A 23,912-nucleotide genomic window follows, 5' to 3' on the forward strand; every position below is an offset into this window, starting at 1 on the left:
CCTCCACCCGGTTCGTACGGAAGGTCACATGCGCTTACTGCGCGGCGGCGAGTTTCGCGGCGGAGTCGGCGTCCACGCACGCCTGGATCATGGCGTCCAGATCGCCGTCCAGGACCTGGTCAAGGTTGTACGCCTTGAATCCGACGCGGTGGTCCGAGATGCGGTTCTCCGGGAAGTTGTAGGTACGGATCTTCTCGGAGCGGTCGACCGTGCGGACCTGGCTGCGGCGCACGTCCGCGGCCTCCTTCTCGGCCTCCTCCTGTGCCGCGGCGAGCAGCCGGGAGCGCAGGATGCGCAGGGCCTGCTCCTTGTTCTGGAGCTGGCTCTTCTCGTTCTGGCAGGAGGCGACGACACCGGTCGGGATGTGGGTGATGCGCACGGCGGAGTCGGTGGTGTTGACGGACTGGCCGCCGGGGCCCGAGGAGCGGTAGACGTCGATACGGAGGTCGTTGGGGTTGATCTCCACGTCGATCTCCTCGGCCTCGGGCGTCACCAGGACACCGGCGGCGGAGGTGTGGATACGGCCCTGGGACTCGGTCGCGGGCACCCGCTGGACGCGGTGCACCCCGCCCTCGTACTTCAGCCGGGCCCAGACGCCCTGACCGGGTTCGGTGGCACCCTGGCCGCCCTTGGTTTTCACCGCGACCTGGACGTCCTTGTAGCCGCCCAGCTCGGACTCGGTGGCGTCGATGATCTCGGTCTTCCAGCCGACGCGCTCGGCGTAGCGCAGATACATCCGCAGCAGGTCGCCGGCGAAGAGGGCGGACTCGTCGCCGCCCGCGCCCGCCTTGACCTCAAGGATGACGTCCTTGTCGTCGCTGGGGTCGCGCGGTACGAGCAGCAGCCGCAGCTTCTCGGTCAGCTCCTCGCGCTGCTGGTCCAGCTCCTTGACCTCGGCGGCGAAGTCGGGGTCCTCTGCGGCGAGTTCGCGCGCGGTCTGGATGTCCTCCCCGGTCTGCTTCCAGGAGCGGTACGTGCCCACGATGGGTGTCAGCTCGGCGTACCGCTTGCCCAGCTTGCGCGCGTTCGCCTGGTCGGCGTGGACGGCAGGGTCGGCGAGCTTCTTCTCCAGATCGGCGTGCTCGCCGATCAGTTCCTCGACCGCCTCGAACATCGGGGGCTCCTGGTTCTGAACGAAGTGACTGCGGGGACGGCGTCGTGCCTTCCCTGGGGCTGTGGCGTCAGCGGCAGGGGCCGCGCGGCCCGGACCCCCAGCGACAAAAACACCGGTCCCAGCCGCCCGGTGCAGGGGCGGCCGAGGACCGGCGCAGTCGGCTCGCTACTTCTTGGCGGAGCCGGCGGCCTTGCCGAAGCGGGCCTCGAAGCGGGCCACGCGGCCACCGGTGTCGAGGATCTTCTGCTTGCCCGTGTAGAACGGGTGGCACTCGGAGCAGACCTCGGCGCGGATGCTGCCGGTGCCGATCGTGCTGCGAGTGGTGAACGAGGCGCCACAGGTACAGCTGACCTGGGTCTCGACGTACTCGGGGTGGATGTCGCGCTTCAAGGTCTCTCCTAGTTCCGGGAGGGCGCCGGGTCGCAGGAGCGGAGTGCTCGTGCGTGAACCGGGGCCGACGTACCAGTCTGCCAGGACCGGCCGTATCTCCCAAAACCGGGGTCGGGGCGGAACTATTCCCCGGCCGTCTACGGGGTCTGCCTCGTCTGCGCGGGTACGTTGGCTCCCCGGACGGCCATCCCGGCGTCGCTCTTGTCGCCGGCGGAGTCCTTGAGCGCGGACGGAGGTATCGGGAGGTCCTGCGCGAGCGCCGTCCAGACCTGCCGGGAGGCGGCCTCGATCGGAACGACGCGGTTGGGGTCCGCCGGGTCGTACTCCACCGGCAGGGTCACCATCTCCACGTCCTCGGGACCGAGACGGCTCAGGCTCTGGGCGAAGCTCATCAGCTCCGCCACCGAGTCGAGCTGGGAGTCGGGGGTGATCGCCTGGGTGGCCGTGTCGGCGACGCCCAGGAGCTTGGTGGGGTCGGAGAGGATGCCGATGTCCTTGACCTGGCCGATGAACGCCTTCACAAACGCCTGCTGGAGCTGTATCCGTCCGAGGTCGCTGCCGTCGCCGACGCTCTTGCGGGTCCTCACCAGGCCGAGTGACTGCTCCCCGTCGAGGGTGTGGGTGCCGGGGGCGAGGTCCAGACGGCTGTCGCGGTCCTTGATCGGCTCCGTGGTGGTGACCTCCACTCCGCCGAGTTCGTCGATCAGCTTCTTGAATCCGGTGAAGTCGACCTCGATGTAGTGGTCCATGCGGATGCCGGACATCTTCTCGACGGTCCTCACCGCGCAGGCCGGCCCGCCGACCTCGTACGCCGTGTTGAACATGGCGCGCTGCTCGCCCGGGACCTTCTTGCCGTCGCTGTCGGTGCACTGCGGGCGGTCGACGAGGGTGTCGCGGGGTATGGAGACGACGCTCGCGCTCCGGTGGCCTTCGTAGACGTGGACGACCATCGCGGTGTCGGAGCGTGCGCCGCCCTCGTCCCTGCCGTATTTCGCGTTGGCTCCGGAGCGGGAGTCCGAGCCGAGGACCAGGATGTCCATCGAGCCGTTGTCGACGTTGCTGGGCCGGTCATTGCCGAGCTGGGCGTTGATGTCGATGCCGCGGAGGTTGCCGTTGAGCTTGAAGTACACATAGCCGAGTCCGGATGCGCCGATCAGCAGCAGTACGGCCACCGACCATGCGACGAAGACCGCCGCCCGGCGCCCCCTGGAGCGTCGCGGCCCACGTCGGCCGTCCCGTATCCGGCCCCCACCTCTGCTCTGCCCGGCCATGGTCTCCTCGGTTCCCGTCAGGTTGTCCGCTTCCGTGTCCGCGTGCCGTTACTCCTCTACTCCTCGCTGTCGGCCAGGTGCGGATTGTCTGCATATGTCAATCTTTGTTCCGCCACTGGAGAGACGAGCCTGCGCCGCAAAGGGTTGCATCCGGGTGTGAGAACTCCGTGAGAAAGCGGCGAGAAAGCGGCTGGGAGCGGTGCCGGACGGGGCACGGTCGAGGTGCCGTCCCCAGGCGTTCACCTGCGGTTTCGGGGGCGTACGGGGCGGTGAGAAGGGCCTTTGAACTCTCACCCGGGGCGAGTCGACTGAAGGGCCGCGCGGGTGCCGGGAGCTCCCCGTGGGGGTCCCCCCGGACGGAGTCCGGGGGAGAACCGAGCCACAAAGAGAACGGCTGTGCCCCGCCACCCTTGGGGTGGCGGGGCACAGCCGCGTACCGATCACCGCATGTCAGTCGCCGTTGGCGCCGACGGACGGAGTGGTCTTCTGGATCTGAAGCAGGAACTCGCCGTTCGACTTCGTCTTCTTCATCTTGTCCAGCAGCAGTTCGATCGCCTGCTGCTGGTCGAGCGCGTGCAGCACCCGGCGCAGCTTCCAGACGACGGCCAGCTCGTCGCTGCCGAGCAGGATCTCCTCCTTGCGGGTGCTGGACGCGTCGACGTCCACCGCCGGGAAGATGCGCTTGTCGGAGAGCTTCCGGTCGAGCTTCAGCTCCATGTTGCCGGTGCCCTTGAACTCCTCGAAGATCACCTCGTCCATGCGCGAGCCGGTGTCGACCAGCGCGGTGGCCAGGATGGTCAGCGAGCCGCCGTCCTCGATGTTGCGCGCGGCGCCGAAGAAGCGCTTCGGCGGGTAGAGCGCGGTCGAGTCGACACCACCGGACAGGATGCGTCCGGAGGCGGGGGCCGCGAGGTTGTACGCACGGCCCAGGCGGGTGATGGAGTCCAGCAGGACGACCACGTCGTGGCCCAGCTCGACGAGACGCTTGGCGCGCTCGATGGCCAGTTCGGCGACGGTGGTGTGGTCCTCGGCCGGACGGTCGAAGGTCGAGGAGATGACCTCGCCCTTGACCGACCGCTGCATGTCGGTGACCTCTTCGGGACGCTCGTCGACGAGGACGACCATCAGATGGCACTCGGGGCTGTTGACCGTGATCGCGTTGGCGATGGCCTGGAGGATCATGGTCTTGCCGGTCTTCGGCGGGGCCACGATCAGACCGCGCTGGCCCTTGCCGATCGGCGACACGAGATCGATGATCCGGGTGGTCAGCACGCCGGGGTCGGTCTCCAGACGGAGCCGGTCCTGCGGGTAGAGCGGGGTCAGCTTGTTGAACTCCGGGCGGCCACGGCCGGATTCGGCCGCCATGCCGTTCGCCGAGTCCAGCCGGACCAGCGCGTTGAACTTCTCGCGGCGCTCGCCCTCCTTCGGCTGACGGACCGCGCCGGTGACGTGGTCGCCCTTGCGCAGGCCGTTCTTGCGGACCTGGGCGAGGGAGACGTACACATCGTTCGGTCCGGGCAGGTAGCCGGACGTGCGGATGAACGCGTAGTTGTCGAGGATGTCGAGGATGCCCGCGACGGGGATCAGGACGTCGTCGTCGGCGACCTGCGGCTCGCCGCTCGCGAAGTCGTCGCGGCCACGGCGGCCGCGGCGGTCGCGGTAGCGGCCACGACGGCCACGGCGGCCACCGTCGAAGTCGTCGTCGTCCTGCTGCTGGCCGCCGCCCTGGCGCTGCTGCTGGCCGCCCTGCTGCTGGCGCTGGCCGCCCTGCTGGTCGTCGCTCTTGCCCCGGCCCCGGTCCCCGCGGTCACGGTCCCGGTCGCGGTCGCCGCGCTCGCGCTGGCGGTCACGGCGGTCGCCGCGCTGGCCCCGCTCACCGCGGTCCTTGCGGGTGTCGCCGTCCTGCGCCTGCGCGGAGGCGGCGACGGCCGACTCGGCCTTGGCGTCCGGCTGGGCCTCCGTCCTGGTGTCCTGCGCCTCGGCGGGGGCCTCGGCCTGGGCCTCGGGGCTGCCCGCCTGCGCGGTGGCGCGACGGCGGCGGCGCTCGACGGCCGGCTGGTCGTCGCTGGCCGGCTGGCCGGGGATGTCGATCTGCTGCTGGGTCACGACCTTCTCGGCCGCCGCGGGCGTGGCGTCGGCGACGGCGGACGCGTCGCCCGTGCGCGCCTTGGAGGTGGCGCGGCGCTTCGGCTTGGTCTCGGCCTCCGCGCTCTTGGCCGCCGGGGCCTTGGTCTCGGCGGCCTTGGCCGTGGCGGCTCCGCCGCCGGCCTGCGCCTCCTTGATGACCTCGATCAGCTGGCTCTTGCGCATACGCGCGGTGCCCCTGATGCCGAGGCCGGACGCGACCTGCTGCAGCTCGGCCAGGACCATGCCGTCGAGGCCGGTGCCGGAACGGCGGCGCCGTGACGTGGTGCCGGAGGCAGCACCTGCGGCGGGCGCGGAGGTGTCGACGTTGTTGTCGGCAGTCACGCCCATCAGATCGGTGGTGTCGCTCACGAAGGGTCCTTCCCTGGAGCGGGCGTCGGCCATCTGGCTCGGCGACCGGTTGTGCTGTCCGACGGCGGTCCTGGTGTGTGACCGTGCCGGGGCGGTGGTCCCCGCCGGGTCTGATACGGCGGAGAAGCAGAGATACATGCAAGTCCGGCCCGAGATCCCCCTGCTCGGCCCACTCCATGGCGGAGCGGGAGGTGTCGTGCCGGTTCCGGAGCGTGCTCGAAACTGCTCAGGCAGGCTGCTCAGGCAGTTGGGGAGGCTCCCGGAAGAATGGTGATCCCGATTCGGGACGCAAAGCTCCGAGCCACAAAGGCTTCGGTTGCAGACTTGAGGTTAACACTACCGGCTCCAACAAACATTCCCCCTCTCCTTCACCGGCAATCTTGTGTCCCCGCGAATCGCCGCGATTCCTCGAGAAGCGCGGTGATTCGCGCGGAATCCCGAGAAGTCGCCCCACTCCGAACTCGGCTCACTCGGAGATCGGCTCCCCTTCGGGCGATCCGGCTCCGGACGGCGCGACACCGGGCGGGACGAGCGGCAGCACGCTCGCGCCCACGGCGTCGAAGGCGAGACGGTTGGCCGCCCACCCCTCGCCCGCGAGCCGTGCGACCTTGTCGGCCGCACTCTCCTCGGCCAGCGCGAGCACCGTGGGGCCCGCACCGGAGATGACTGCAGGGACGCCGTCGCCGCGCAGTCGGTTGACAAGGTCCACGCTCTGCGGCATCGCCGGGGCGCGGTACTCCTGGTGGAGCCGGTCCTCCGTGGCGGGCAGCAGCAGCTCGGGACGCCTGGTCAGAGCCTCGACCAGCAAGGCGGCGCGACCGGCGTTCGCGGCGGCGTCCACATGCGGGACGGTACGCGGCAGAAGTCCGCGGGCCGTCTCGGTGAGCACCGGCTTCTCTGGTACGAAAACCACCGGAACGACGGAATCGGCGGGGTCCATCCTGATGGCGCGCGCCGCTCCCCTGTCGGTCCAGGCGAGGGTGAAGCCGCCGAGCAGACAGGCGGCGACATTGTCGGGGTGGCCCTCGATCTCGGTGGCCAGTTCCAGCAGGGCGGTGTCGTCGAGTCTGGCGTCGCCCCCTATCGTCACGGCGCGGGCGGCGACGATGCCGGCGCAGATGGCGGCCGACGACGATCCGAGGCCACGGCCGTGCGGGATGCGGTTGGCGCAGACGACCTCCAGACCGCGCGGCTGACCGCCCAGCAGGTCGAAGGCCGTACGCAGGGAGCGTACGAGGAGATGGTTCTCATCGCGGGGCAGCGTCGACGCGCCCTCGCCCGCGATGTCGATGTGCAGACCGGAGTCCGCGACCCTGACGACGACATCGTCGTACAGCCCCAGGGACAGCCCGAAGGCGTCGAAGCCGGGGCCGAGGTTGGCACTGGTGGCGGGGACGCGCACCCGTACGGCGGCGGCGCGGAACGCTGGACCGGCCATCGCTCGATGACACTCCTTGATTCTGGCTGTGTTCTGGCTACGGGGTTCTGACTGCGGGATTCGAGAGGCGGGAACACCCGTGGGCCGTAACGGCGACTACACCGCGGCATATGCGGCGGGGCGGGTTCGGTACAGCCTATCGAAGGAAAGTTCTGTGGCGACATAGGGCGCACAGGAGGCGCACGATGCGTGTCGCGAGCCTCCTGTGCCCCTACGTGCGCCGATGCCCGGCTTGGCATGCTTTCCACCGGGGTACGGGCGCGGCAGGCTTCCCTCGGCCGCACAGCGGCGCGGGCGGGGTGGGATTCCACGAGGTGGTGGGGCGGTGTCCGGCGGAATCCCCTGCGGCCCGGTCCCGGCGGGCCGGGCCGCGAATTCCGGTTCCGATTCCGGTTTCAACGGTCCTGGCGAGGGATCCGGGCCCGGCCCCCTCATTCCAGCCATGAATACATGAATATCAGTCCGGAATCCGGCTCAAACGAGAGCCCGGATCCCCTACCGGACCGACTCCGACCCGGGCTCAGGCGAAACCGAGAGCCCGGATCAGGCTCCGGCTCCGGTTCCAGATCCGGCTCAGGCTCAGGCGAGGCCGAGGTGCTCCGCCGCCGCCACCGCGTCCACCGGGACGGTGAGGGGCTGCGGCGCGCCCGCGACGGCCCAGTCCGGATCCTTGAGCCCGTTGCCGGTGACCGTGCAGACGATCCGCTGGCCGGGATCGACCTTGCCGGCCTCGGCGGCCTTCAGCAGACCGGCTACGGACGCGGCGGAGGCGGGCTCCACGAAGACGCCCTCCTGCGAGGCCAACAACCGGTAGGCGCGCAGGATCTCACGGTCCGTCACCTCGTCGATGAAGCCGCCGGACTCGTCGCGCGCGGCGAGCGCCTGCTGCCAGGAGGCGGGGTTCCCGATCCGGATCGCGGTGGCGATGGTGGAGGGGTCCTTGACGACCTCGCCCCGGACGATCGGCGCGGAGCCGGACGCCTGGAAACCCCACATCCGGGGCGTGTGAGTGGAGATCCCGTCCGCCGCGTACTCGCGGTACCCCCTCCAGTACGCCGTGATATTCCCGGCGTTGCCGACGGGGAGCACATGGATGTCGGGGGCATCGCCGAGCGCGTCGACGATTTCGAACGACGCGGTCTTCTGGCCCTCGATACGGTACGGATTGACCGAGTTGACCAGGGCCACCGGATAATTCTCGGACAAATTCCTGGCCAGATCCAGACAGTCGTCGAAGTTCCCTTCGACCTGGAGAATCCGGGAGCCGTAGACGAGCGCCTGCCCCATCTTCCCGAGCGCGATCTTCCCCTGCGGCACGAGGACCGCGCAGACCATTCCGGCGCGTACGGCATAGGCGGCGGCCGACGCGGACGTATTGCCGGTGGAGGCGCAGATGACCGCTTTCGCGCCCTCTTCCTTGGCACGGGTGATCGCCATGGTCATCCCGCGGTCCTTGAAGGAACCGGTGGGGTTCGCGCCCTCGACCTTGAGATGCACCTCGCAGCCCGTGCGCTCGGAGAGGACCTGAGCCGGGACGAGCGGCGTACCACCCTCACGGAGTGTGACGACCGGTGTCGTGTCCGTCACCGGAAGCCGGTCCCGGTACTCCTCGATGATGCCGCGCCACTGGTGGGTCATTGCTGGTTACTCCCCTTCAACACGCATGATGCTGGCGACACCGCGCACGGTGTCGAGCTGGCGCAGCGCCTCGACGGTCCCGGAGAGGGCCGCGTCCGGCGCCCGGTGGGTCACGACGACGAGCGACGCCTCGCCGTCCTTACCCTGCTGGCGGACGGTGTCGATGGACACCCCGTGCTCGGCGAAGACCGTCGCGACCTGGGCGAGGACGCCCGGCTTGTCGGCCACGTCGAGGCTGATGTGGTACCGCGTCACCACGTCGCCCATGGGGCTCACGGGCAGCTGGGTGTACGCGGACTCCCCCGGGCCCGTGGCCCCGGCGAGCTTGTTGCGGCAGACGGCGACGAGGTCGCCGAGGACCGCGGACGCGGTCGGCGCACCGCCCGCGCCCGGTCCGTAGAACATCAGCTGCCCGGCGGCCTCGGACTCGACGAAGACGGCGTTGTACGCCTCGCGGACGGAGGCGAGCGGGTGGCTGAGGGGGATCATCGCGGGGTGGACCCGCGCGGTGACGGACCGCCCGTCGGCGGCACGCTCGCAGATCGCGAGGAGCTTGACGGTGCAGCCCATGCGTTTGGCGGAGGCCATGTCGGCCGCCGTGACCTCGGTCAGACCCTCGCGGTAGACGTCGTCGAGGCGTACGCGCGTGTGGAAGGCGATTCCGGCGAGGATGGCGGCCTTGGCCGCGGCGTCGAAACCCTCGACGTCGGCGGTCGGGTCGGCCTCCGCGTATCCGAGCGCCGTGGCCTCGTCGAGCGCCTCGGAGTAGCCCGCGCCGGAGCGCTCCATCTTGTCGAGGATGAAGTTGGTCGTGCCGTTGACGATGCCGAGCACCCGGTTGACCTTGTCGCCGGCGAGGGACTCGCGCAGGGGCCTGATCAACGGGATCGCACCGGCGACGGCGGCCTCGAAGTAGAGGTCCCGGCCGTGCTGCTCGGCGGCGGCGTACAGGGTCGCGCCGTCCTCGGCGAGCAGCGCCTTGTTGGCGGAGACGACGGACGCGCCGTGCTCGAAGGCGGTGGTGATGAGCGTACGGGCGGGCTCGATGCCGCCGATGACCTCGATGACGACGTCGATGTCACCGCGTTTGACGAGGGCGGTGGCGTCGGTGGTGATGAGGGCCGGGTCGATTCCCTCCCGGACCTTCGAAGGCCGCCGGACGGCCACCCCGGCCAGTTCCACGGGTGCGCCGATCCGCGCCGCGAGGTCGTCGGCGTGCGTCGTCATGATGCGCGCCACCTCTGAGCCGACCACTCCACAGCCCAGCAGCGCCACCTTCAGCGGACGCGTACGCATCATCCGACCTCGCTTCTCTCACTTCTACGGTGTGGACCAGTCTCACTCACCGGACGGAGGTTTCTATCCCCCGTCCGGCATTCGAGACATCTATCTCAATCAACCGACGTCCAGACGCAGGAGATCTTCCTCCGTCTCACGCCGGACGATCACCCGCGCCTCGCCGTTCCTCACCGCCACGACCGGCGGCCGCAGCGCGTGGTTGTAGTTGCTGGCCATGGAGCGGCAGTACGCGCCGGTCGCGGGTACGGCGATCAGATCGCCGGGCGCGATGTCGGCGGGCAGGAACGCGTCCCTGACCACGATGTCACCGCTTTCGCAGTGCTTGCCGACGACCCTGGTCAGCATGGGAGCCGCGTCGGAGGCGCGGGAGACGAGCGAGACGCTGTACTGGGCGTCGTACAGGGCGGTGCGGATGTTGTCGGACATGCCGCCGTCGACGCTGACATAGGTCCGCAGTCCCTCCAGCGGCTTGATCGTGCCGACCTCGTACAGCGTGAAGGTCGTCGGCCCGACGATGGCGCGACCCGGCTCGACGGAGATGCGGGGGGTGCGCAGACCGGCCGCGTCACACTCGCGGGTGACGATCTCGTGCAGCGCCTTGGCGATGTGGTGCGGCTCGCTCGGATCGTCCTCCGGGGTGTACGCGATGCCGAGGCCGCCCCCGAGGTCGATCTCGGGCAGTTCGACGCCGTGCTCGTCGCGGATCCTCTTCAGCAGCCCGACGACGCGGTGCGCGGCCACCTCGAAGCCGGAGGTGTCGAAGATCTGCGAGCCGATGTGGGAGTGGATGCCGATCAGTTCCAGCCCGTCGAGGCCGAGCGCCCTTCGTACGGCCTCGGCGGCCTGCCCCCCGGCGAGCGGAATCCCGAACTTCTGGTCCTCGTGGGCGGTCGCGATGAACTCATGGGTGTGCGCCTCCACTCCGACGGTGATCCGGATCTGGACGCGCTGGCGCTTGCCGAGCCCCTGGGCGATATGGGCGACCCGCACGATCTCCTGGAACGAGTCGAGCACGATCCGGCCCACGCCCGCGCGCACGGCGCGCTCGATCTCCTCGGGCGACTTGTTGTTCCCGTGGAAGGCGATGCGCTCGGCGGGCATCCCGGCGTCGAGGGCCGTGATGAGTTCCCCTCCGGAGCAGACGTCGAGGTTGAGCCCCTCCTCGTGGAGCCACCGCACGACGGCCCTGCTGAGGAACGCCTTCCCGGCGTAGAAGACATCGGCGTCCTTGCCGAAGGCGTCGGCCCAGGCACGGCAGCGGGCGCGGAAGTCGTCCTCGTCGAGGAAGTAGGCGGGGGTGCCGAACTCCTCGGCCAGCCGCGTCACTTCCACTCCGCCGACGGTGACGACTCCGGCGCTGTCGCGGCCGACCGTCCGGGACCAGATCTTCTCGTGGAGCACATTGAGGTCGGCGGGCGGCGCGGAGTAGTGGCCTTCGGGGAGTACGTCGGCGTGGCGGGGCCCGGCGGGGTGTGCGGAACGGCTCATGGTGTCTCTCTCACGTGCTCACAGATATTCGGGTGCGCTGACGCCGAGCAGGGACAGGCCACCGGCGAGCACCGTCCCGGCGGCCTCGGCGACGGCCAGCCGGGATCGGTGGGCGGCCGTGGGTTTCTCCCCGCCGGACGGCAGCACGGTGTGCTGAAAGCCGAGCAGGACGTCGGCGGTGCTCTCCAGATGCCGGGCGACCCGGTCGGGCGCGCCGAGCCGGGCGGCGGAGGCGAGGGCTTCGGGGTAGTCGGCGATGAGGTGGGTGAGCCGGGTGAGCCCCGCCTCCACGTGCTGCGTCCCGGCGTCGTACTCCGTCCCCGCGTCGTTGGTCTTCGCGCGCTCGGCTTCCACGCGCTGCGTCCCCTGGCCGGCCGTAGCGCTGTCCGCCCCCGCGCCTTCGGCTCTCCCGGCGTCCTCGGCGCTCCCGCTCGTGAACCCCAGCAGGGCGGCGTTACGGGTGAGGGCGCGGGTCCGGGAGTAGGCGTACCGGACCTGGAAGAGCGGATTGCTCTCCCGCTGGACGAGGAGGTGCGCCCCGAGCCGCACCCGGTCGTGCGCGGCCACGGAGAGATACGCCCAGCGGACGGGGTCGGGCCCGAGGTGCGGCGGATGGGCCGGGCCGGGTACGGGGGCCGGGTACGGGGGCCCTCCGGTGGCGTCCATGCCCCGGACCCGGCGCAGACGGCTGACGGTGAGGTCCCAGATCCGGCCGCGGGTTCCGCAGGCGGGGGAATCGGCGGCGGGGGGCGCGGAAGGGCGGTTCGCTCCGGCGTGGGCGCCGACGCGGTGGGCCCGGAGGGGTGCGACGGGGTGCTCGGGCCCGTACGGGACGTGCCCGTACCGCAGACCCTGCTCCAGAACGCGCCGCACGAGCTTCTGCCGAGCCCCCTGCTCAAGGGTGATGTTGAGGAAGCCGGGGCCGGTGATCTCGATCGACGCGATGCCCGGTTCGCGGCCGATGCGCTCCCGCAGTGTCTCCGCCACGGCCCTGGGGGGCTGCCCGGCCGCCGCGGCGAGCCGCAGTGCGACGTTGGTCGCGTAGTCCCCGCGCCCCCCGGGCCTCGGCCTCTCGACGCCGACGCTCTCCGGTACGGGCACGGCCAGCGCACCGTCCGCCACCGCGCGGCACACGACGTGCAGCACGGTACGGGAGAGTTCGGCGGGCGTCACGGGACAAGCGTAGGGGAGGAAGGGGTGCGTTTCGCGAACCGGTTTCGCGATGCGGTCAGCCCCGCGTGCTCTCGGCCCGCCCTGCCTGATGCCTGCCGTCCACGGACGGCGGCCCTTCCCTGCGCATCAACTGCCGTACGAGCCGCACCAGATCGGCCGGCTCGAAGGGCTTCGCGAGAAACGCGTCCACGCCTGCGGCGATGCCGCTCTCCCCCTCGTACTGCGTACACGCGCTGATGATCGCCACCGGCACCTGCTCGGTCAGCGGGTCGGCCCGCAGCCGCGCGGCGGTACGCAGCCCGTCCAGCCGCGGCATCACCACATCCAGCGTGACGACGTCGGGCCGCACCCGCTGCACGACCTCCAGGCACTCGACACCGTCGGCCGCGGTCACGACCTCGAAGCCCTCAAGCTCAAGATTGACCCTGATCAACTGCCGGATGACCCGGTTGTCATCGACAACGAGCACGCGGCCGGACGCACCTGACACAACTCGAGAGTAGGTCCGCCCCCAGGGCCACGTCCGGGTTTTCCCCACTTCCACCCCGCGCGAGCGACCCGATTCCACCCGCGTGCGCCACCCCGATCCCCGAAATACCTGTTCACGGGGACCCTTCCGATGCTGGTAGGGTTCTACCCGTCACCGCCAAGGGCCCCGGCCCAGGCGGAGGATGCGCCCCCGTAGCTCAGGGGATAGAGCAACGGCCTCCGGAGCCGTGTGCGCAGGTTCGAATCCTGCCGGGGGCACTCCAGCTCGGACAGCCTGATCAAGCCGCTGGCCGGCAAGAGTGCCAAGTGCAAAGGCTCGCACTCAGTCCCGCTGAGTCCGAGCCTTTGTCGTTACGCGTCACTGATCGCGAGTGAGTGGCGAGCGAGCCCTGGGCCCCGCCAAGCCAGTGTCTGCTGACAGTGACCGCCGCTCAGGCGCAACCGTTCGGTCCCGGTGAAGGTCCATAAACCCGTGAGCGCTTCAGACCCGCACGTCAACGCCTTCGCCGAGATCTTCGGCGAACCGCCGGCCGACTTCGCCGTCCCTGTCGACTGGGCAGCAGTCGAGACCTGGTTGGGGATGCGCCTGCCCGCCGACTACAAGGCCATCGCCGCCGCCTACGGCCCACTCGACATCGGCGCGTGGCTCTGGCTTCACATGCCATGCGTCAACCGCGGGTGGTTCGACTACGGGGACTGGGTGCAGCAGGCTCGGCGCGACGCCCCTGGTGTCCTTCCCTTCGGCGCCACCCGTACCGCCGACACCCTCTACTGGGACACCACAGCGTCCGACAACCCCGACCATTGGCCGGTCGTCATGCACTGTCAGGACGACGAGAACGCGGGCCGCGACCCCTGGCGGCGCTTCGCGACCCCGCTCGTGCCGACGCTGGCCCGGCTCGTGGCCGACGGAATGCGCCCAGTGGCCGCCCGAAGTGGCATGCAATCTGACCTGGAGTGCACCCCATGGACACCGCCGCCTCGGCGACCGGAGCCAACCGCTCAGCAGCGTGCGGCGCTCACCACGGGCAGCGGGCTGGAGGCCCTGATCGCCCTCGTCCCACCGCCGGAAACACCCGCGCTCGGTAAGCACAACTGGGACTGGCTGTACGGACGGCTGCATACACGGCTGCCGGGCGAGTACCTACGGCTGATGGAGCAGTACGGGGCCGGCTCCTGGGTCGGCTGGCTGCGCTTCAACACCCCACTCGACGAGGACCGATACGCGCTCGCGCCGTGGGCCGAGTGGTACGCGGACACCTACCGGGGGCAGAGAGCCGAGTTCCCGGAACTCCACCCCCTGGCCGTCTATCCCGAGCCGGGGGGAATCCTGCCCTTCGCCGACTCCATCGACGGCGACCAACTGTGCTGGCTGACCAAAGGTGCTACGCCGGATGACTGGCCGTTGATCGTCGTACCGCGCCATGCCGACCAAGGCCCACCGCTCAGCACCGGCCTCACCGACACCCTGCTGGAGTGGCTGCGCGGCCGGTTCGCGACCGAGGGCCTGCCCCCGCTCGGACGCCGCGACGAGGACCCCCTCGACTACATCGATTTCGAGCCCTACGACGCAGAACCGGCCACTGATGACCAATGACTCGGCGCCATATCGGTCAGTTTCGACGTGGCCGAGCCCCTCAGCCGACTCGCCCTGCACCGCAGACTTTTGCCTGCGTCCGCCTTGTCCTCACGACGAACACCGCCTCTCCCATCGGTGAGCCCACCGGGGCTGTGAGGCAATGCCGACACCTCACGGGAGATCGACGGTAGGATAGGTAGCATGAGCGAGCCTACCGGGAAGTACTCGATCACCATGCCGCGTGATATCGCCGAGGCCGCCAAGGCCCGTAGCGGGCCCTCCGGTCTGTCCGCGTACGTGGCCGCCGCCGTCGCCCGCCAGATCGAGCGCGACAACCTCAACGAGATCATCCAGGTCGCCGAAGCCGAGCACGGCCCCGTCACCGACGAGGAGATCCAGTCGCTGCGCGAGCAGCTTCACCAGGCCCGGAATCAGCAGGCGCAGGGCGGGGCGACCGCCGCGTGACCCGCTCCCCCGCCAACCCCGGCGGCACCCTCGTGCTCGACAGCGAAGGGCTGGCGAAGGCCGTCCTGCGCGACCGCGCGGTCACCGGCTGGCTCGCCTTGGCCCGCGCGGACGACCTTCGCGTGATCACCTCTGCGGCCACCCTGGTGGAAGTCGTCCACCCGCGGATCAACCGCCCCGCCTTGGAGTGGACCCTCTCGCGCATCGTCGTGGAACCGGTCACCGAGGCTGCGGCCCGCCATGCGGCGGCCCTGCTCGCGAGTGCCGGCCTGCACGGGCACGAGTACGCCATCGACGCCATGCTCAGCGCCACCGCCCTCGCCGCACCCGGCCCCACGACGATCCTCACCTCCGATACCGAGGACCTCACCACGCTCTGCGGCGGGCGCGCCACCATCATCCAGATCTGACGACATCACCTATCGGGTGATCTGCACGTGGCGGCGAAGCGAGAAATTTCTCCTCGCAGGTTACGCGCGGGACCAGGGGCCTGACAGTGCATCAAACAACCTTCTGACCTGCACGAACACCTGGGACGCCGACGACCTCCGGAGTCGTGTGCGCAGGTTCGAATCCTGCCCGGCAGCCAGCGCAGGTCTTGCATTGATCATGGCGGCCTTGCGGACCGCCTCCAGCCGCGCGCGCGGCCCTCTCTGTCGCCTGGCGGTGGGTCTCCAGCCCCTTGGTCTCACGACGCTGGGTGAAGCGTTCCGCGAGCCGCAGGGTAGGAGCGGATCGCGAACGCCTCACAGCCCGTGGTCGTCCATCAGCCGCATCAGGTTGCGCTTGCGTTTCTGGGCGGCGCGCAGGGCGGTGGCGTATGCGGTGAAGTCGTCCGGCGTGCCGAGGCGGCGGTGGCAGTCGCGGATGCTGAGCAGGAGGCTGACGAGCTGCTCGTAGGCGTTGTTGCCGGTCTGACGGGTGAGCGGGGCGGCCAGGCGGAGGTAGACGGCGAGGGCGTCGGCGGGGCGGGAGGCGCGGGAAAGGTCGGCGAGGGTGAGCCACTGGCCGTTGTGGGCGCCGAACGCCGTGGCTGCCTGCCAGGCCGCGTCGGTGTCCTTGTCGTCGAGCAGGGCGTCGACGAGGACGGAGCCGGTGTAAGTGTCCTTCCGGTCGGCGTCGGCGCGCAGCAGAGCCAGGGCGTTCTCCCGCTCGGCCGGCCAGCGGTCGGCGGCCTGGGCGGCGGCGCGCAGTTGTCGGTATGCGAGGAGGGTGCGGCGGGCGGCGAAGTGGTCGCGGCGCAGGGCGACGGCGTCGGCGAGCCGGCCGGTCCGTGTGTAGCGGTCGGTGAGGTGGTCGACGAGGGCGGTGTCGACGGTGGCGAGGCTTTCGGACTCGCGAACACCGCGCTCGGCCCACTCCAGGGCTTCGGCGGGGCGGCTGGCGGTGTCCAGTTCGCGGGCGATGACCAGGTGCGTGTGGCCGTTCGGCGCGAGGTCTGCTGCGTGCACGGCGATCACCGTGTCGATGTCCCGCCCGGCCTTCGCCAGGCGCTGCATCAGGTGCTTCTCGGCCCAGCCGGTGCGGTTGGCCTTCCACGCGTCGACCGCGTAGCGGCGCAGGGCGGTCATTCCCCGCTCCCCGAGCAGGTCCTCGTAGTCGAGCGGATCGATGTCGGTCAGGTCGGCCGCGTCGTCGAGCGCGTGAGTGACCAGCCAGTACGCGAGTTCGTCCGGGTCGGGGCGGGACGCACGGCAGGCGTCCCGGTGGGCCTCGGCGAGGTCTGCGCCGATCTGTCCGAGCCACCCGTCGGAGTCGTCGACGCTTTCGACGACCCCGGCCAGCAGCCCGATCGCCTCTCGTGCCATCGCCATCGCGTCGGCGGCCCGGCCGGAGCCGGTCAGCGACCGGACCGCGGACACCGCCTGCGCGGCCTGGTCCGCGTAAGCGCGGGCGTCGGCGTACTCGACATGGCCGTACTGCGCGAACGGGCCGATGTCGAGCAGTTCGCGGATTCGGGACCGGACCTCCGCCACGTCGCCCCGCGCGCTCGCCGCCCGCAACTCCAGGCGGCGTCGCACGTTCGGGTCCTCGGCGATCTCGTCCCGTACGACAGCGAGCAGTTCCTCACGGGGCAGTCCGGACAGCCAGGTGTCGAGGCCGCTCGCCCGGTCCCGGGCGGTCTTCCGCTGCCGGGGGAGGTCTGCCTGTCGAGCGATCACGGTCAAACCGAGAGCGACCAGGTGCTTGCAGAAGTTGCCCTCCCGGCCGTACGGGCAGTCGCACTCCCCCGCCGGTCCCCCGCGCCCGCCCAGGATCAGCTCCGCCACGTACCGCTCGGTGCCGTGGACCGACGCCCTGATCCAGTCGTCGCCCACCTCCACCCCGGACACCGCGTCGACGTAACCGAGCCCGCGCTCGAAGGAACGCGCTCCGGCCAGCGACCTGAGATCCGCCTCGGTAAGAACGTCCACGGCTCCCCGCCCCCCTGTTCGCCCCCGTTCGGCGGCCCTCACCTTATCGGCGCTCGACTCGTCGGTGCTCGACGCTCCGCCCGCCGCCCAGGCCGGTCCGGTCCAGCGGCCTCGACGGCGGCGGGGAGGGCGGCGGTGCCCTGTCCGGCGGTGGAGGTGCCGGCGGGGGCGCCCCGGCGTTCCGTCGTGGCCGCGGCTCGGCTCCGGTGAACCACGCGGGTCACCGGAGGGCGAAATTCTGTGTCCAGTAGACGCGGTTGTTGTGGCCGTTGGCCATGCCCACACCGAGAACCGTGTACTGACAGTCGATGATGGCCAGCCTATGGCCCCAATTGGATGCCTCGTCGTGATTCATCCATAGATCCATCGCCCCCGCGTACGTCTGGTTGGTGCCGTAGCTCCAGTTCTCAGGACGCTGCGCGGGCACGAACCCCGCTGCTTGTACCCGATTCACCGGCATTGAATTGTCGGATCCTATGTGGCCTCTTTTTCCTCTGTCCGACTGACCGTCGATGAGTGTCGCGTAGTTGACGGCCAGATCCGCGCTGTGCTTACGCGCCACTTCGCTGAGCCATGGGTCAAGGCGCACATCCGCCGGCTTCTGACAACCCGCGGCACGTCGCGCCTCCACGACCTGGTCCACCAGGCTTTTGGCGCCGGAAGGGATAGGGGGAAGAGCGGCGGGTTCGGAATTCGCACCGGGGTGCCCCCGACCCGATTCCAGCCTCCATGCCTGGTTGACCCACTTCGGGTCAGCCGTGGTCTCGGCACAGGACCACAGCTGAATACCGGCCCACTCCTTCGGCGGATTGGGGAAGTCCGCGTTCCCCGCATCGAGGCATCGCCCGTTCCATTTGCTGCGGATCAGGTACCCTGCCACGCGTTCAGTGCAGCCTCCGCCCGGAGGACATCCGTTCTTCAGGTCCACGAACTCCCAACGCTGAGTCGGAGTCACCCCGCAGCCAGCTTGAAAGACGGAACTTCCGTAGTGGGTAAGACACTTGCCTGAGTGGCGAGCGATGATTTCGTACCCCTGACCGCCGCCGACGTCCCGGATGTCGAACTGCTGGTTCCTCGCGGAATCCTGCTGCCGGTAGAGGACGAGACCTTGGTAGTCGTTCGTCTGCCCGCCGAGCACGTCCAGTGCGAGGCCGGAGCCTTGGGAGTAGATGAAGGTGCCCATGTGATTCGCCGATGCCGACGTGGGCGCCAGCAAGCCGAGCCCTACAAGAAGCGCGGTCACCAGTGATACGCGCAACGCTTTCCGTCTCGGACGGGATCGGTTGTTTCCCATGACGGTGTCCACCTCATGACGTGTCGCTTGGTCCAACCTTCTACTGAGCGGCCACACAGCGAGGATTGCTCGGAACTTTCCGGAATGGCTCGGATTCCCATACCCGAGAGAAGGGCGCATCGGCCCGTTGCATCTGCCGGCGGCTGAACTGTGAGGGGCGATGGTTTCCTGGGCTGCGCCACGCTCACCGGCATACACCTGGCTGAGTCCCAGTGTGTTCCCAAGTCGGATGTTCTGCATTCCGGGGCGCGACGCCGGCGGCGTAAGTCGAGCGTGACCGAGGCCCGTCAGGCGCGGTGTGTAAATGTCGTGCCGCTCTTCAGGCAGCCGAAGCGTCGCGGATGGGGCCGCCTGCGCAGGGCGCGTCAGCGGGACCGGCGGGCGTTGAGCCGGGCGGCCTGGCGTGTCAGGTAGTCGCGCTCGGCGAGGGTGGGCGCCTTTCGGGCCGCCTCGGCGTACAGCCGTGCCGCCGTCGCGAGGTCGCCGTCGCGCTCGTGGAGGTACGCCGCCACCGCGGTGTGGCGGGGCAGGCGGTCGTCCACCGCCGCGAGCGCCGCGAGCCCGGCGCGCGGTCCGTCGGCCTCGCCGACGGCCACCGCGCGGTTGAGCCGGACGACCGGGCTGTCGGTCAGGCGCGCGAGCTCGTCGTACCACTCGACGATCTGCACCCAGTCGGTCTCCTCGGCGGTGGGCGCGTCGGCGTGGAGTGCCGCGATGGCGGCCTGGGCCTGGAACTCGCCGAGCCGGTCGCGGGCGAGGGCCGCCTGCAGGATCACGACGCCCTCGGCGATCGTCTCGGTGTCCCACCGGTCGCGGTCCTGCTCGGCGAGCGGCACCAGGCTGCCGTCGGGCGCGGTCCGGGCAGCGCGCCGGGCGTGGTGCAGCAGCATGAGGGCGAGCAGCCCCGCCGCCTCGGGATGGTCGATCGCGGCCGCGAGCTGCCGGGTGAGCCGGATGGCCTCGGCGGCGAGGTCGACGTCGCCCGAGTAGCCCTCGTTGAAGACCAGGTAGAGGACGCGCAGCACGGTGGCGATGTCGCCGGGCTGGTCGAAGCGCGTGCCGGAGACGGTGCGTTTGGCACGGCTGATGCGCTGCGCCATGGTCGCCTCGGGCACCAGGTACGCCTGGGCGATCTGGCGGGTGGTGAGCCCGCCGACGGCGCGCAGCGTGAGCGCGACCGCGGACGAGGGCGTCAGTGACGGGTGGGCGCACAGGAAGTAGAGCTGGAGCGTGTCGTCCCTGGCGGGTGCGGGCCCGGGCGCCGGTTCCTCGTCGGCGAGGTCCTCGCGTCGGCGGCGGGCGGCGTCCGCCCGGGTCGCGTCGAGGAACTTGCGCCAGGCCACGGTGACCAGCCAGCCCTTCGGGTCCCGGATGGGGTATCCCCTGCTCGAAGCGCCTGGGGAGGGGTCGGCCGGCCAGGCGCGGACCGCCTCGACCAGCGCGTCCTGCACCGCGTCCTCGGCCGCCGCGAAGTCGGCTCCGCGGCGGACGAGGATCCCGAGCACGCTCGGCGTGAGGCTCCTCAGCAGGGCCTCGTTCATGGATGGGGTCATTCGGTGATGGTGGGCGGCGCGGTCAGGAACGGGCGTACTTCGAGCCACTCGTGGATCGGCTTCCCGCCCGCTCCAGGAGCGGCCGACAGTTCTCCGGCCAGCTCGATGGCGCGCTCGTGGCTGTCGACGTCGATCACCATCCAGCCGGCGATCAGGTCTTTGGTCTCGGCGAACGGGCCGTCGGTGACCGGGGGGCGTCCCTCGCCGTCGTACCGGACGAACATCCCCTCGGGGGCGAGCGCCTGACCGTCGACGAACTCGCCGGTCTCCTCCAGCCGGGCCGCGAAGTCGTTCATGTACTGCACGTGCGCCGAGATCTCCTCCGGCGTCCACTGGTCCATGGGCACGTCGTTGACCGCGGCCGGAGCGCCGCGGTAGTGCTTGAGCAGCAAGTACTTGGCCATCGTGTTTCTCCTCGGTGCTGGTGCGACCCATTCTGGTCGCGTTCGCGGCTGGGACGGAGCCGACCACGGGTTCTCGACATCGCCGTCCGAAGTTCTGGCATACGTATTCCTGCCGTCCGCGTTCTCGGCACTCGTGAATGAGCCCAGAGTGAACGTCTCGCGGTGTCCGGGTCCACGGCGTGGCGCGAGGGCGGGGCAGAAACGAGTCCTCCCGAGATCCGCGGCGACCGAGCATGTGCAGCAGCAAGCGAGGGCTTCGCGAACGCGGCTCACCGGATGTGCCTCATGCCGCCGTCGGCGTTGTCGGCTTCTCGGCGGGACGGGGCGCGTCAGTGAGCGGTCTGGCCGCCGTCGATCGTGATCACGCTGCCGGTGACGAACGACGCCGCGTCGGAGACGAGGTAGAGCACGGTCGCCGCGATCTCCTCAGGCTCCGACACCCGGCGCTGGGGGGAGTAGGCCAGGACCGTCTCTCGTGTCTCGGGGTCGTTGAGCCAGCTCTCGAGCATCGGTGTGCGCACCAGACCCGGGGCGATCGCGTTGACCCGGATGCCGTGTTCGGCGTAGTCCATCGCCGCCGCCTTGGTCAGCCCGATGACACCGTGTTTCGCGGCGACATAGGGCGCCATGCCGGGGTCGGCGATGAGTCCCGCGACCGAGGCGGTGTTCACGATGGCGCCGCCGCCGGTTCTGAGCATGGCGCGGATCTCGTGCCGGAGGCTGAAGAAGACGCCGGTGAGATCCACTCCGATGGTGCGGGCCCAGTCCTGGTCGGACTGGGCGAGGAGCGGCCCGGTCGGCGGCAGCGTGCCGGCGTTGTTGAACGCGATGTCCAGCCGTCCGAACCGGTCGACCACGGTCCGGACGAGTCCGGCGACGTCCTCGTCGCGACTGACGTCGGCCACATGGTGGAACGCTTGCCCGCCCGCCTCGTTGATCAGGCGGGCGACTTCCCTGCCGGTGTCCTCGTCACGGCTGGCCAGCGCCACCGACGCGCCCGCCTCTCCGAACGCGAGGACCGTCGCGCGACCGATACCGGTCGAGCCTCCGGTGACGAGCGCGACCTTGCCGCTGAAGTCGAACGTGATCTCCTTCATGGTCCCTCTTCTCAGTCCGTCCGGCGGACGCGGAGCACCATGGCCCGCGCGTGGCGATCGGTCCGCAGGGCGACGCCGGGGTGGACGAGCCGGTCGGCGCGCCGCCGAGGTGATCGGTACGGCGGCCGTACGGGGAGACGACCGTCCTGATGAGGTCCTCGTCCGCGCGTTCGTCCCCGTGCGTCGCGGTGCGGCACTTGGCGTGTGTGTCGTGGTGCCGGTTCCGCGATCCGTGCCGCGCGCGGGCCGGTCGTTCAGGGGACGATGACGGTCTTGCCCCGGCCCGTGCCGCTCGCCAGGGCGGCCCACTCCCCGGGGAGGTCGGCGAGCGGTACGACGCGGGGCTCGGCTGTGACGTGTCCCTGCCGTACGAGTTCGATCACGGCGGAGTAGGCGTCCGCACGCTCCTGGGGCGTGACCAGGAAGTTGGAGTGCCCGATGACGCCGGCGCCGCGGTTGCGGAAGTCCGCCGCGGCGAACGACGCCGTGGGGGCGGCGGTGTTCCCGACCTGGACGAGCCGGCCGCCGGAGCGCACATGGGTCAGCGCCACACCGGCGAAGTCGCCCCAGAGGGTGTCGATGACGACGTCGAAGCCGTCGCCGCCGAGCCGGCCGAGACCGTCGGAGAGCTCGTCCGCGCTCGCGCTGGAGACCGCACCGGCCCCGATCGACTCCAGGAACTTCATGCCGTCCTCGTCTCGGGCGGTACCGACCACGGCCGCGGCTTTGAGGGCGAACGCGGCATGGACGGCGATCCGGCCGACGCTGCCCGTCCCGCCCAGCACGAGTACGCGATCTCCGGCCGTGAAGCGCCCTGCCTTGGTCAGTGCCAGATAGGCCGCGATCCCGGGGACGCCCACAGCCGCGGCGACGGCCGGGGCGACCCCGCCGGGCAGCGGTACCGTCTCGGCGCCGCTGAGGTCGACCCGCTCGGCGAGGGAGCCCCACGGTGGCGTGGGGCCCGAGAAGTAGGCGTACTTCCCCGGCTCGGTCTCGGCGACGCCTTCGATGCCGAGGACGGCACCTTCGGGAAGCCTGCGGAACGGGATGCGGCCGGCGGCGATCGCCAGGTCCACGGGGTTCAGCGGGGCCGCGACGACGGCCACGGTGGACCCCCCGACGGCCGGGGACGGATCGACATCGGTGATCCGGGGCGCTCCCGTGGTGGGGTCGAGTACTGCTGCCCGCATGGTTTCGTCCCTTCTTGGTCTTGTCCTTTCCGCGATACGCGCCCAGGGGGCGCTGCCCTCGCCGTTCCGGTTCACGGACCAGAGGCGGTAGGTCGGCCGATGATCGATCAGCGGCAGCGCGGCCTCGTCCTTGTCGAGTTCGTCCTTCGAGCCCGTCCTTGTCGGGCCGACGCCGACATGAGACAGGTGGGCCTCGCGCAGTTCCCAGCTGTATCCAGCATCCCACTCGGGTCCGTCGCGGTCGACCGCGACGGAAGCTCGGCAGGCGGCGACTCGCACGTTCCCGCTGGTCTCGTCCCTACCGCCGACACTCCGGCCGACCCGGAACCCGGATGGTCGCGCGGCGCCACCGTCGTCAGCCGTCGGCGTGGTCTGGGGGCGCGGGAGGCGGGCGCGGGAGGCGGGCGCGGGCCCACGCGGCGTACGCGAGAGTCCGCCGCGTGGGCTTCCGCCACGGCTGGTGCCGCGAGCCTGAGCCGGGTCTCAGTTGGGGCGGTGATTCCCCGTGTAGGCCAGAAAGGCCGCCCACGACCGGGACGAGAGGGTCACTATCGGCCCCCCGTGGTTCTTCGAGTCGCGGATATGAATCACGTCGGCCCCGGCGGCCACCTCAACACAGTTACCACCGCCGGACCCGCTGTAACTGCTCTTGTGCCACCTGAGCTGTTCATCGCGTTCAGTGGCCTGCATCATCTTCATGCTGCTCCCGCCAGACGCCCGATGAGACGCGCAGACTCTTCGACGTTGAGGGCCTGCGACCGCAGCTTGCCATACCTCAGTCCGAGGGTGCTGACCTTCGCGGGGTCGCTGATCACTAAGCCGACCTCCTGGGCTTCGAGGTATCCGACATGCTGGTGCTCCAGAGTCTCCAGGAGGACGCCTTGGCGTCCTGTGATCCCTCGTTCATGCGTCCCTGTCCCCTCGTGCCGTTGTGCGGCTTACGCGGTCCAAGGTGAACGCGGGGCGTGCGCTCCCGTCACGGGACGCGCCCCGTACAGACCGGGGTCCAAGCCGTACAAGCCGCCCCGACGCGGCCCAACCGGCCTGGTCAACAGGGGTTACGCCCTGGCGTGCCCCCGGTGACTCAGTCGACAGACAGTCACCGATCCTGCGAGAGAGG

General features: G+C 70.2%; 21 protein-coding genes and 1 tRNA gene. 4 read left to right on the forward strand and 18 right to left on the reverse strand.

The features are described from left to right. Positions 1–34: 34 nt before the first annotated feature. The 10 genes from prfA to ACWEFL_RS01090 form a co-directional block, all read right to left on the reverse strand. The gene (gene prfA, locus ACWEFL_RS01045) at positions 35–1,114 is read right to left on the reverse strand and encodes a peptide chain release factor 1 (protein ID WP_451705570.1); all 1,080 of its coding nucleotides are present in this window, start codon (positions 1,112–1,114) and stop codon (positions 35–37) included. A gap of 165 nt (positions 1,115–1,279) precedes the next feature. After that, positions 1,280–1,504 (reverse strand): 50S ribosomal protein L31, encoded by a 225-nt coding sequence (gene rpmE, locus ACWEFL_RS01050; protein WP_451705573.1) that lies wholly within the window; start codon positions 1,502–1,504, stop codon positions 1,280–1,282. Between the two features lie 137 nt (positions 1,505–1,641). Further along, the gene (locus ACWEFL_RS01055) at positions 1,642–2,775 is read right to left on the reverse strand and encodes an LCP family protein (RefSeq protein ID WP_451705576.1); all 1,134 of its coding nucleotides are present in this window, start codon (positions 2,773–2,775) and stop codon (positions 1,642–1,644) included. Positions 2,776–3,225: 450 nt separating this feature from the next. Continuing rightward, the gene (rho, locus tag ACWEFL_RS01060; RefSeq protein ID WP_451705579.1) at positions 3,226–5,271 is read right to left on the reverse strand and encodes a transcription termination factor Rho; all 2,046 of its coding nucleotides are present in this window, start codon (positions 5,269–5,271) and stop codon (positions 3,226–3,228) included. A 466-nt stretch (positions 5,272–5,737) separates the two neighbouring features. Continuing rightward, positions 5,738–6,709, reverse strand: a complete 972-nt coding sequence (gene thrB / locus ACWEFL_RS01065; protein WP_451705582.1) for a homoserine kinase — start codon at positions 6,707–6,709, stop codon at positions 5,738–5,740. A gap of 579 nt (positions 6,710–7,288) precedes the next feature. Further along, a complete protein-coding gene (gene thrC, locus ACWEFL_RS01070) occupies positions 7,289–8,347 on the reverse strand; it encodes a threonine synthase (RefSeq protein WP_451705585.1) in 1,059 nt (352 codons plus the stop codon). Positions 8,348–8,353: 6 nt separating this feature from the next. Beyond that, on the reverse strand, positions 8,354–9,643 hold the full coding sequence (locus ACWEFL_RS01075) for a homoserine dehydrogenase (RefSeq protein ID WP_451706156.1): 1,290 nt from the start codon (positions 9,641–9,643) through the stop codon (positions 8,354–8,356). Positions 9,644–9,742: 99 nt separating this feature from the next. Further along, a complete protein-coding gene (gene lysA, locus ACWEFL_RS01080; protein WP_451705588.1) occupies positions 9,743–11,134 on the reverse strand; it encodes a diaminopimelate decarboxylase in 1,392 nt (463 codons plus the stop codon). Between the two features lie 18 nt (positions 11,135–11,152). Beyond that, positions 11,153–12,307, reverse strand: a complete 1,155-nt coding sequence (gene nrtL, locus ACWEFL_RS01085; protein WP_451705591.1) for an ArgS-related anticodon-binding protein NrtL — start codon at positions 12,305–12,307, stop codon at positions 11,153–11,155. A 55-nt stretch (positions 12,308–12,362) separates the two neighbouring features. Then, positions 12,363–12,845, reverse strand: a complete 483-nt coding sequence (locus ACWEFL_RS01090; protein WP_451705593.1) for a response regulator — start codon at positions 12,843–12,845, stop codon at positions 12,363–12,365. Between the two features lie 137 nt (positions 12,846–12,982). Here ACWEFL_RS01090 and ACWEFL_RS01095 point away from each other — a divergent pair. The 4 genes from ACWEFL_RS01095 to ACWEFL_RS01110 all read left to right on the forward strand — a co-directional run bounded on the left by ACWEFL_RS01095 (position 12,983) and on the right by ACWEFL_RS01110 (position 15,250). Beyond that, a tRNA-Arg gene (locus ACWEFL_RS01095) sits at positions 12,983–13,054 on the forward strand. Between the two features lie 214 nt (positions 13,055–13,268). Next, a complete protein-coding gene (locus tag ACWEFL_RS01100; RefSeq protein WP_451705596.1) occupies positions 13,269–14,393 on the forward strand; it encodes an SMI1/KNR4 family protein in 1,125 nt (374 codons plus the stop codon). Positions 14,394–14,576: 183 nt separating this feature from the next. Next, positions 14,577–14,840 carry a CopG family transcriptional regulator gene (locus tag ACWEFL_RS01105; protein ID WP_451705598.1) on the forward strand — a complete coding sequence of 88 codons (264 nt, stop codon included), beginning with the start codon at positions 14,577–14,579 and terminating at the stop codon, positions 14,838–14,840. Continuing rightward, on the forward strand, positions 14,837–15,250 hold the full coding sequence (locus ACWEFL_RS01110; RefSeq protein WP_451705600.1) for a DNA-binding protein: 414 nt from the start codon (positions 14,837–14,839) through the stop codon (positions 15,248–15,250). The genes ACWEFL_RS01105 and ACWEFL_RS01110 overlap by 4 nt, the downstream gene beginning before the upstream one ends. Before the next feature lie 336 nt (positions 15,251–15,586). Here ACWEFL_RS01110 and ACWEFL_RS01115 read toward each other — a convergent pair whose 3' ends face one another. From ACWEFL_RS01115 to ACWEFL_RS01150, 8 genes are all read right to left on the reverse strand, one after another. After that, the gene (locus tag ACWEFL_RS01115) at positions 15,587–17,254 is read right to left on the reverse strand and encodes an SWIM zinc finger family protein (protein ID WP_451705602.1); all 1,668 of its coding nucleotides are present in this window, start codon (positions 17,252–17,254) and stop codon (positions 15,587–15,589) included. A gap of 220 nt (positions 17,255–17,474) precedes the next feature. After that, positions 17,475–18,548: an RICIN domain-containing protein gene (locus tag ACWEFL_RS01120; protein WP_451705604.1), complete on the reverse strand. Its 1,074-nt coding sequence runs from the start codon at positions 18,546–18,548 to the stop codon at positions 17,475–17,477. A gap of 365 nt (positions 18,549–18,913) precedes the next feature. Beyond that, positions 18,914–20,089 carry an RNA polymerase sigma factor gene (locus ACWEFL_RS01125; protein WP_451706159.1) on the reverse strand — a complete coding sequence of 392 codons (1,176 nt, stop codon included), beginning with the start codon at positions 20,087–20,089 and terminating at the stop codon, positions 18,914–18,916. 8 nt (positions 20,090–20,097) lie between these two features. Next, on the reverse strand, positions 20,098–20,505 hold the full coding sequence (locus ACWEFL_RS01130; RefSeq protein ID WP_451705607.1) for a YciI family protein: 408 nt from the start codon (positions 20,503–20,505) through the stop codon (positions 20,098–20,100). A 329-nt stretch (positions 20,506–20,834) separates the two neighbouring features. Further along, complete coding sequence (locus ACWEFL_RS01135) at positions 20,835–21,602, reverse strand: SDR family NAD(P)-dependent oxidoreductase (RefSeq protein WP_451705610.1); 768 nt, start codon at positions 21,600–21,602, stop codon at positions 20,835–20,837. Positions 21,603–21,856: 254 nt separating this feature from the next. Then, positions 21,857–23,071, reverse strand: coding sequence for a zinc-binding dehydrogenase (locus ACWEFL_RS01140; RefSeq protein ID WP_451705613.1), 1,215 nt, complete (start codon positions 23,069–23,071; stop codon positions 21,857–21,859). A gap of 204 nt (positions 23,072–23,275) precedes the next feature. After that, positions 23,276–23,491: a DUF397 domain-containing protein gene (locus tag ACWEFL_RS01145; RefSeq protein ID WP_451705615.1), complete on the reverse strand. Its 216-nt coding sequence runs from the start codon at positions 23,489–23,491 to the stop codon at positions 23,276–23,278. Then, a complete protein-coding gene (locus ACWEFL_RS01150; protein ID WP_451706161.1) occupies positions 23,488–23,688 on the reverse strand; it encodes a Scr1 family TA system antitoxin-like transcriptional regulator in 201 nt (66 codons plus the stop codon). Before ACWEFL_RS01150 ends, ACWEFL_RS01145 begins: the two co-directional genes overlap by 4 nt. Between the last annotated feature and the right edge of the window lie 224 nt (positions 23,689–23,912).

The sequence above is a fragment of the Streptomyces sp. NPDC004838 genome (assembly GCF_053600955.1).

Coding starts and splice junctions, on each gene's coding strand:
- prfA (WP_451705570.1), bottom strand. CDS start 1,114: ATGTTCGAGGCGGTCGAGGAACTGATCGGCGAGCACGCCGATCTGGAG.
- ACWEFL_RS01055 (WP_451705576.1), bottom strand. CDS start 2,775: ATGGCCGGGCAGAGCAGAGGTGGGGGCCGGATACGGGACGGCCGACGT.
- thrB (WP_451705582.1), bottom strand. CDS start 6,709: ATGGCCGGTCCAGCGTTCCGCGCCGCCGCCGTACGGGTGCGCGTCCCC.
- thrC (WP_451705585.1), bottom strand. CDS start 8,347: ATGACCCACCAGTGGCGCGGCATCATCGAGGAGTACCGGGACCGGCTT.
- ACWEFL_RS01075 (WP_451706156.1), bottom strand. CDS start 9,643: ATGCGTACGCGTCCGCTGAAGGTGGCGCTGCTGGGCTGTGGAGTGGTC.
- lysA (WP_451705588.1), bottom strand. CDS start 11,134: ATGAGCCGTTCCGCACACCCCGCCGGGCCCCGCCACGCCGACGTACTC.
- ACWEFL_RS01105 (WP_451705598.1), top strand. CDS start 14,577: ATGAGCGAGCCTACCGGGAAGTACTCGATCACCATGCCGCGTGATATC.
- ACWEFL_RS01120 (WP_451705604.1), bottom strand. CDS start 18,548: ATGGGAAACAACCGATCCCGTCCGAGACGGAAAGCGTTGCGCGTATCA.
- ACWEFL_RS01125 (WP_451706159.1), bottom strand. CDS start 20,089: ATGAACGAGGCCCTGCTGAGGAGCCTCACGCCGAGCGTGCTCGGGATC.
- ACWEFL_RS01130 (WP_451705607.1), bottom strand. CDS start 20,505: ATGGCCAAGTACTTGCTGCTCAAGCACTACCGCGGCGCTCCGGCCGCG.
- ACWEFL_RS01135 (WP_451705610.1), bottom strand. CDS start 21,602: ATGAAGGAGATCACGTTCGACTTCAGCGGCAAGGTCGCGCTCGTCACC.
- ACWEFL_RS01145 (WP_451705615.1), bottom strand. CDS start 23,491: ATGAAGATGATGCAGGCCACTGAACGCGATGAACAGCTCAGGTGGCAC.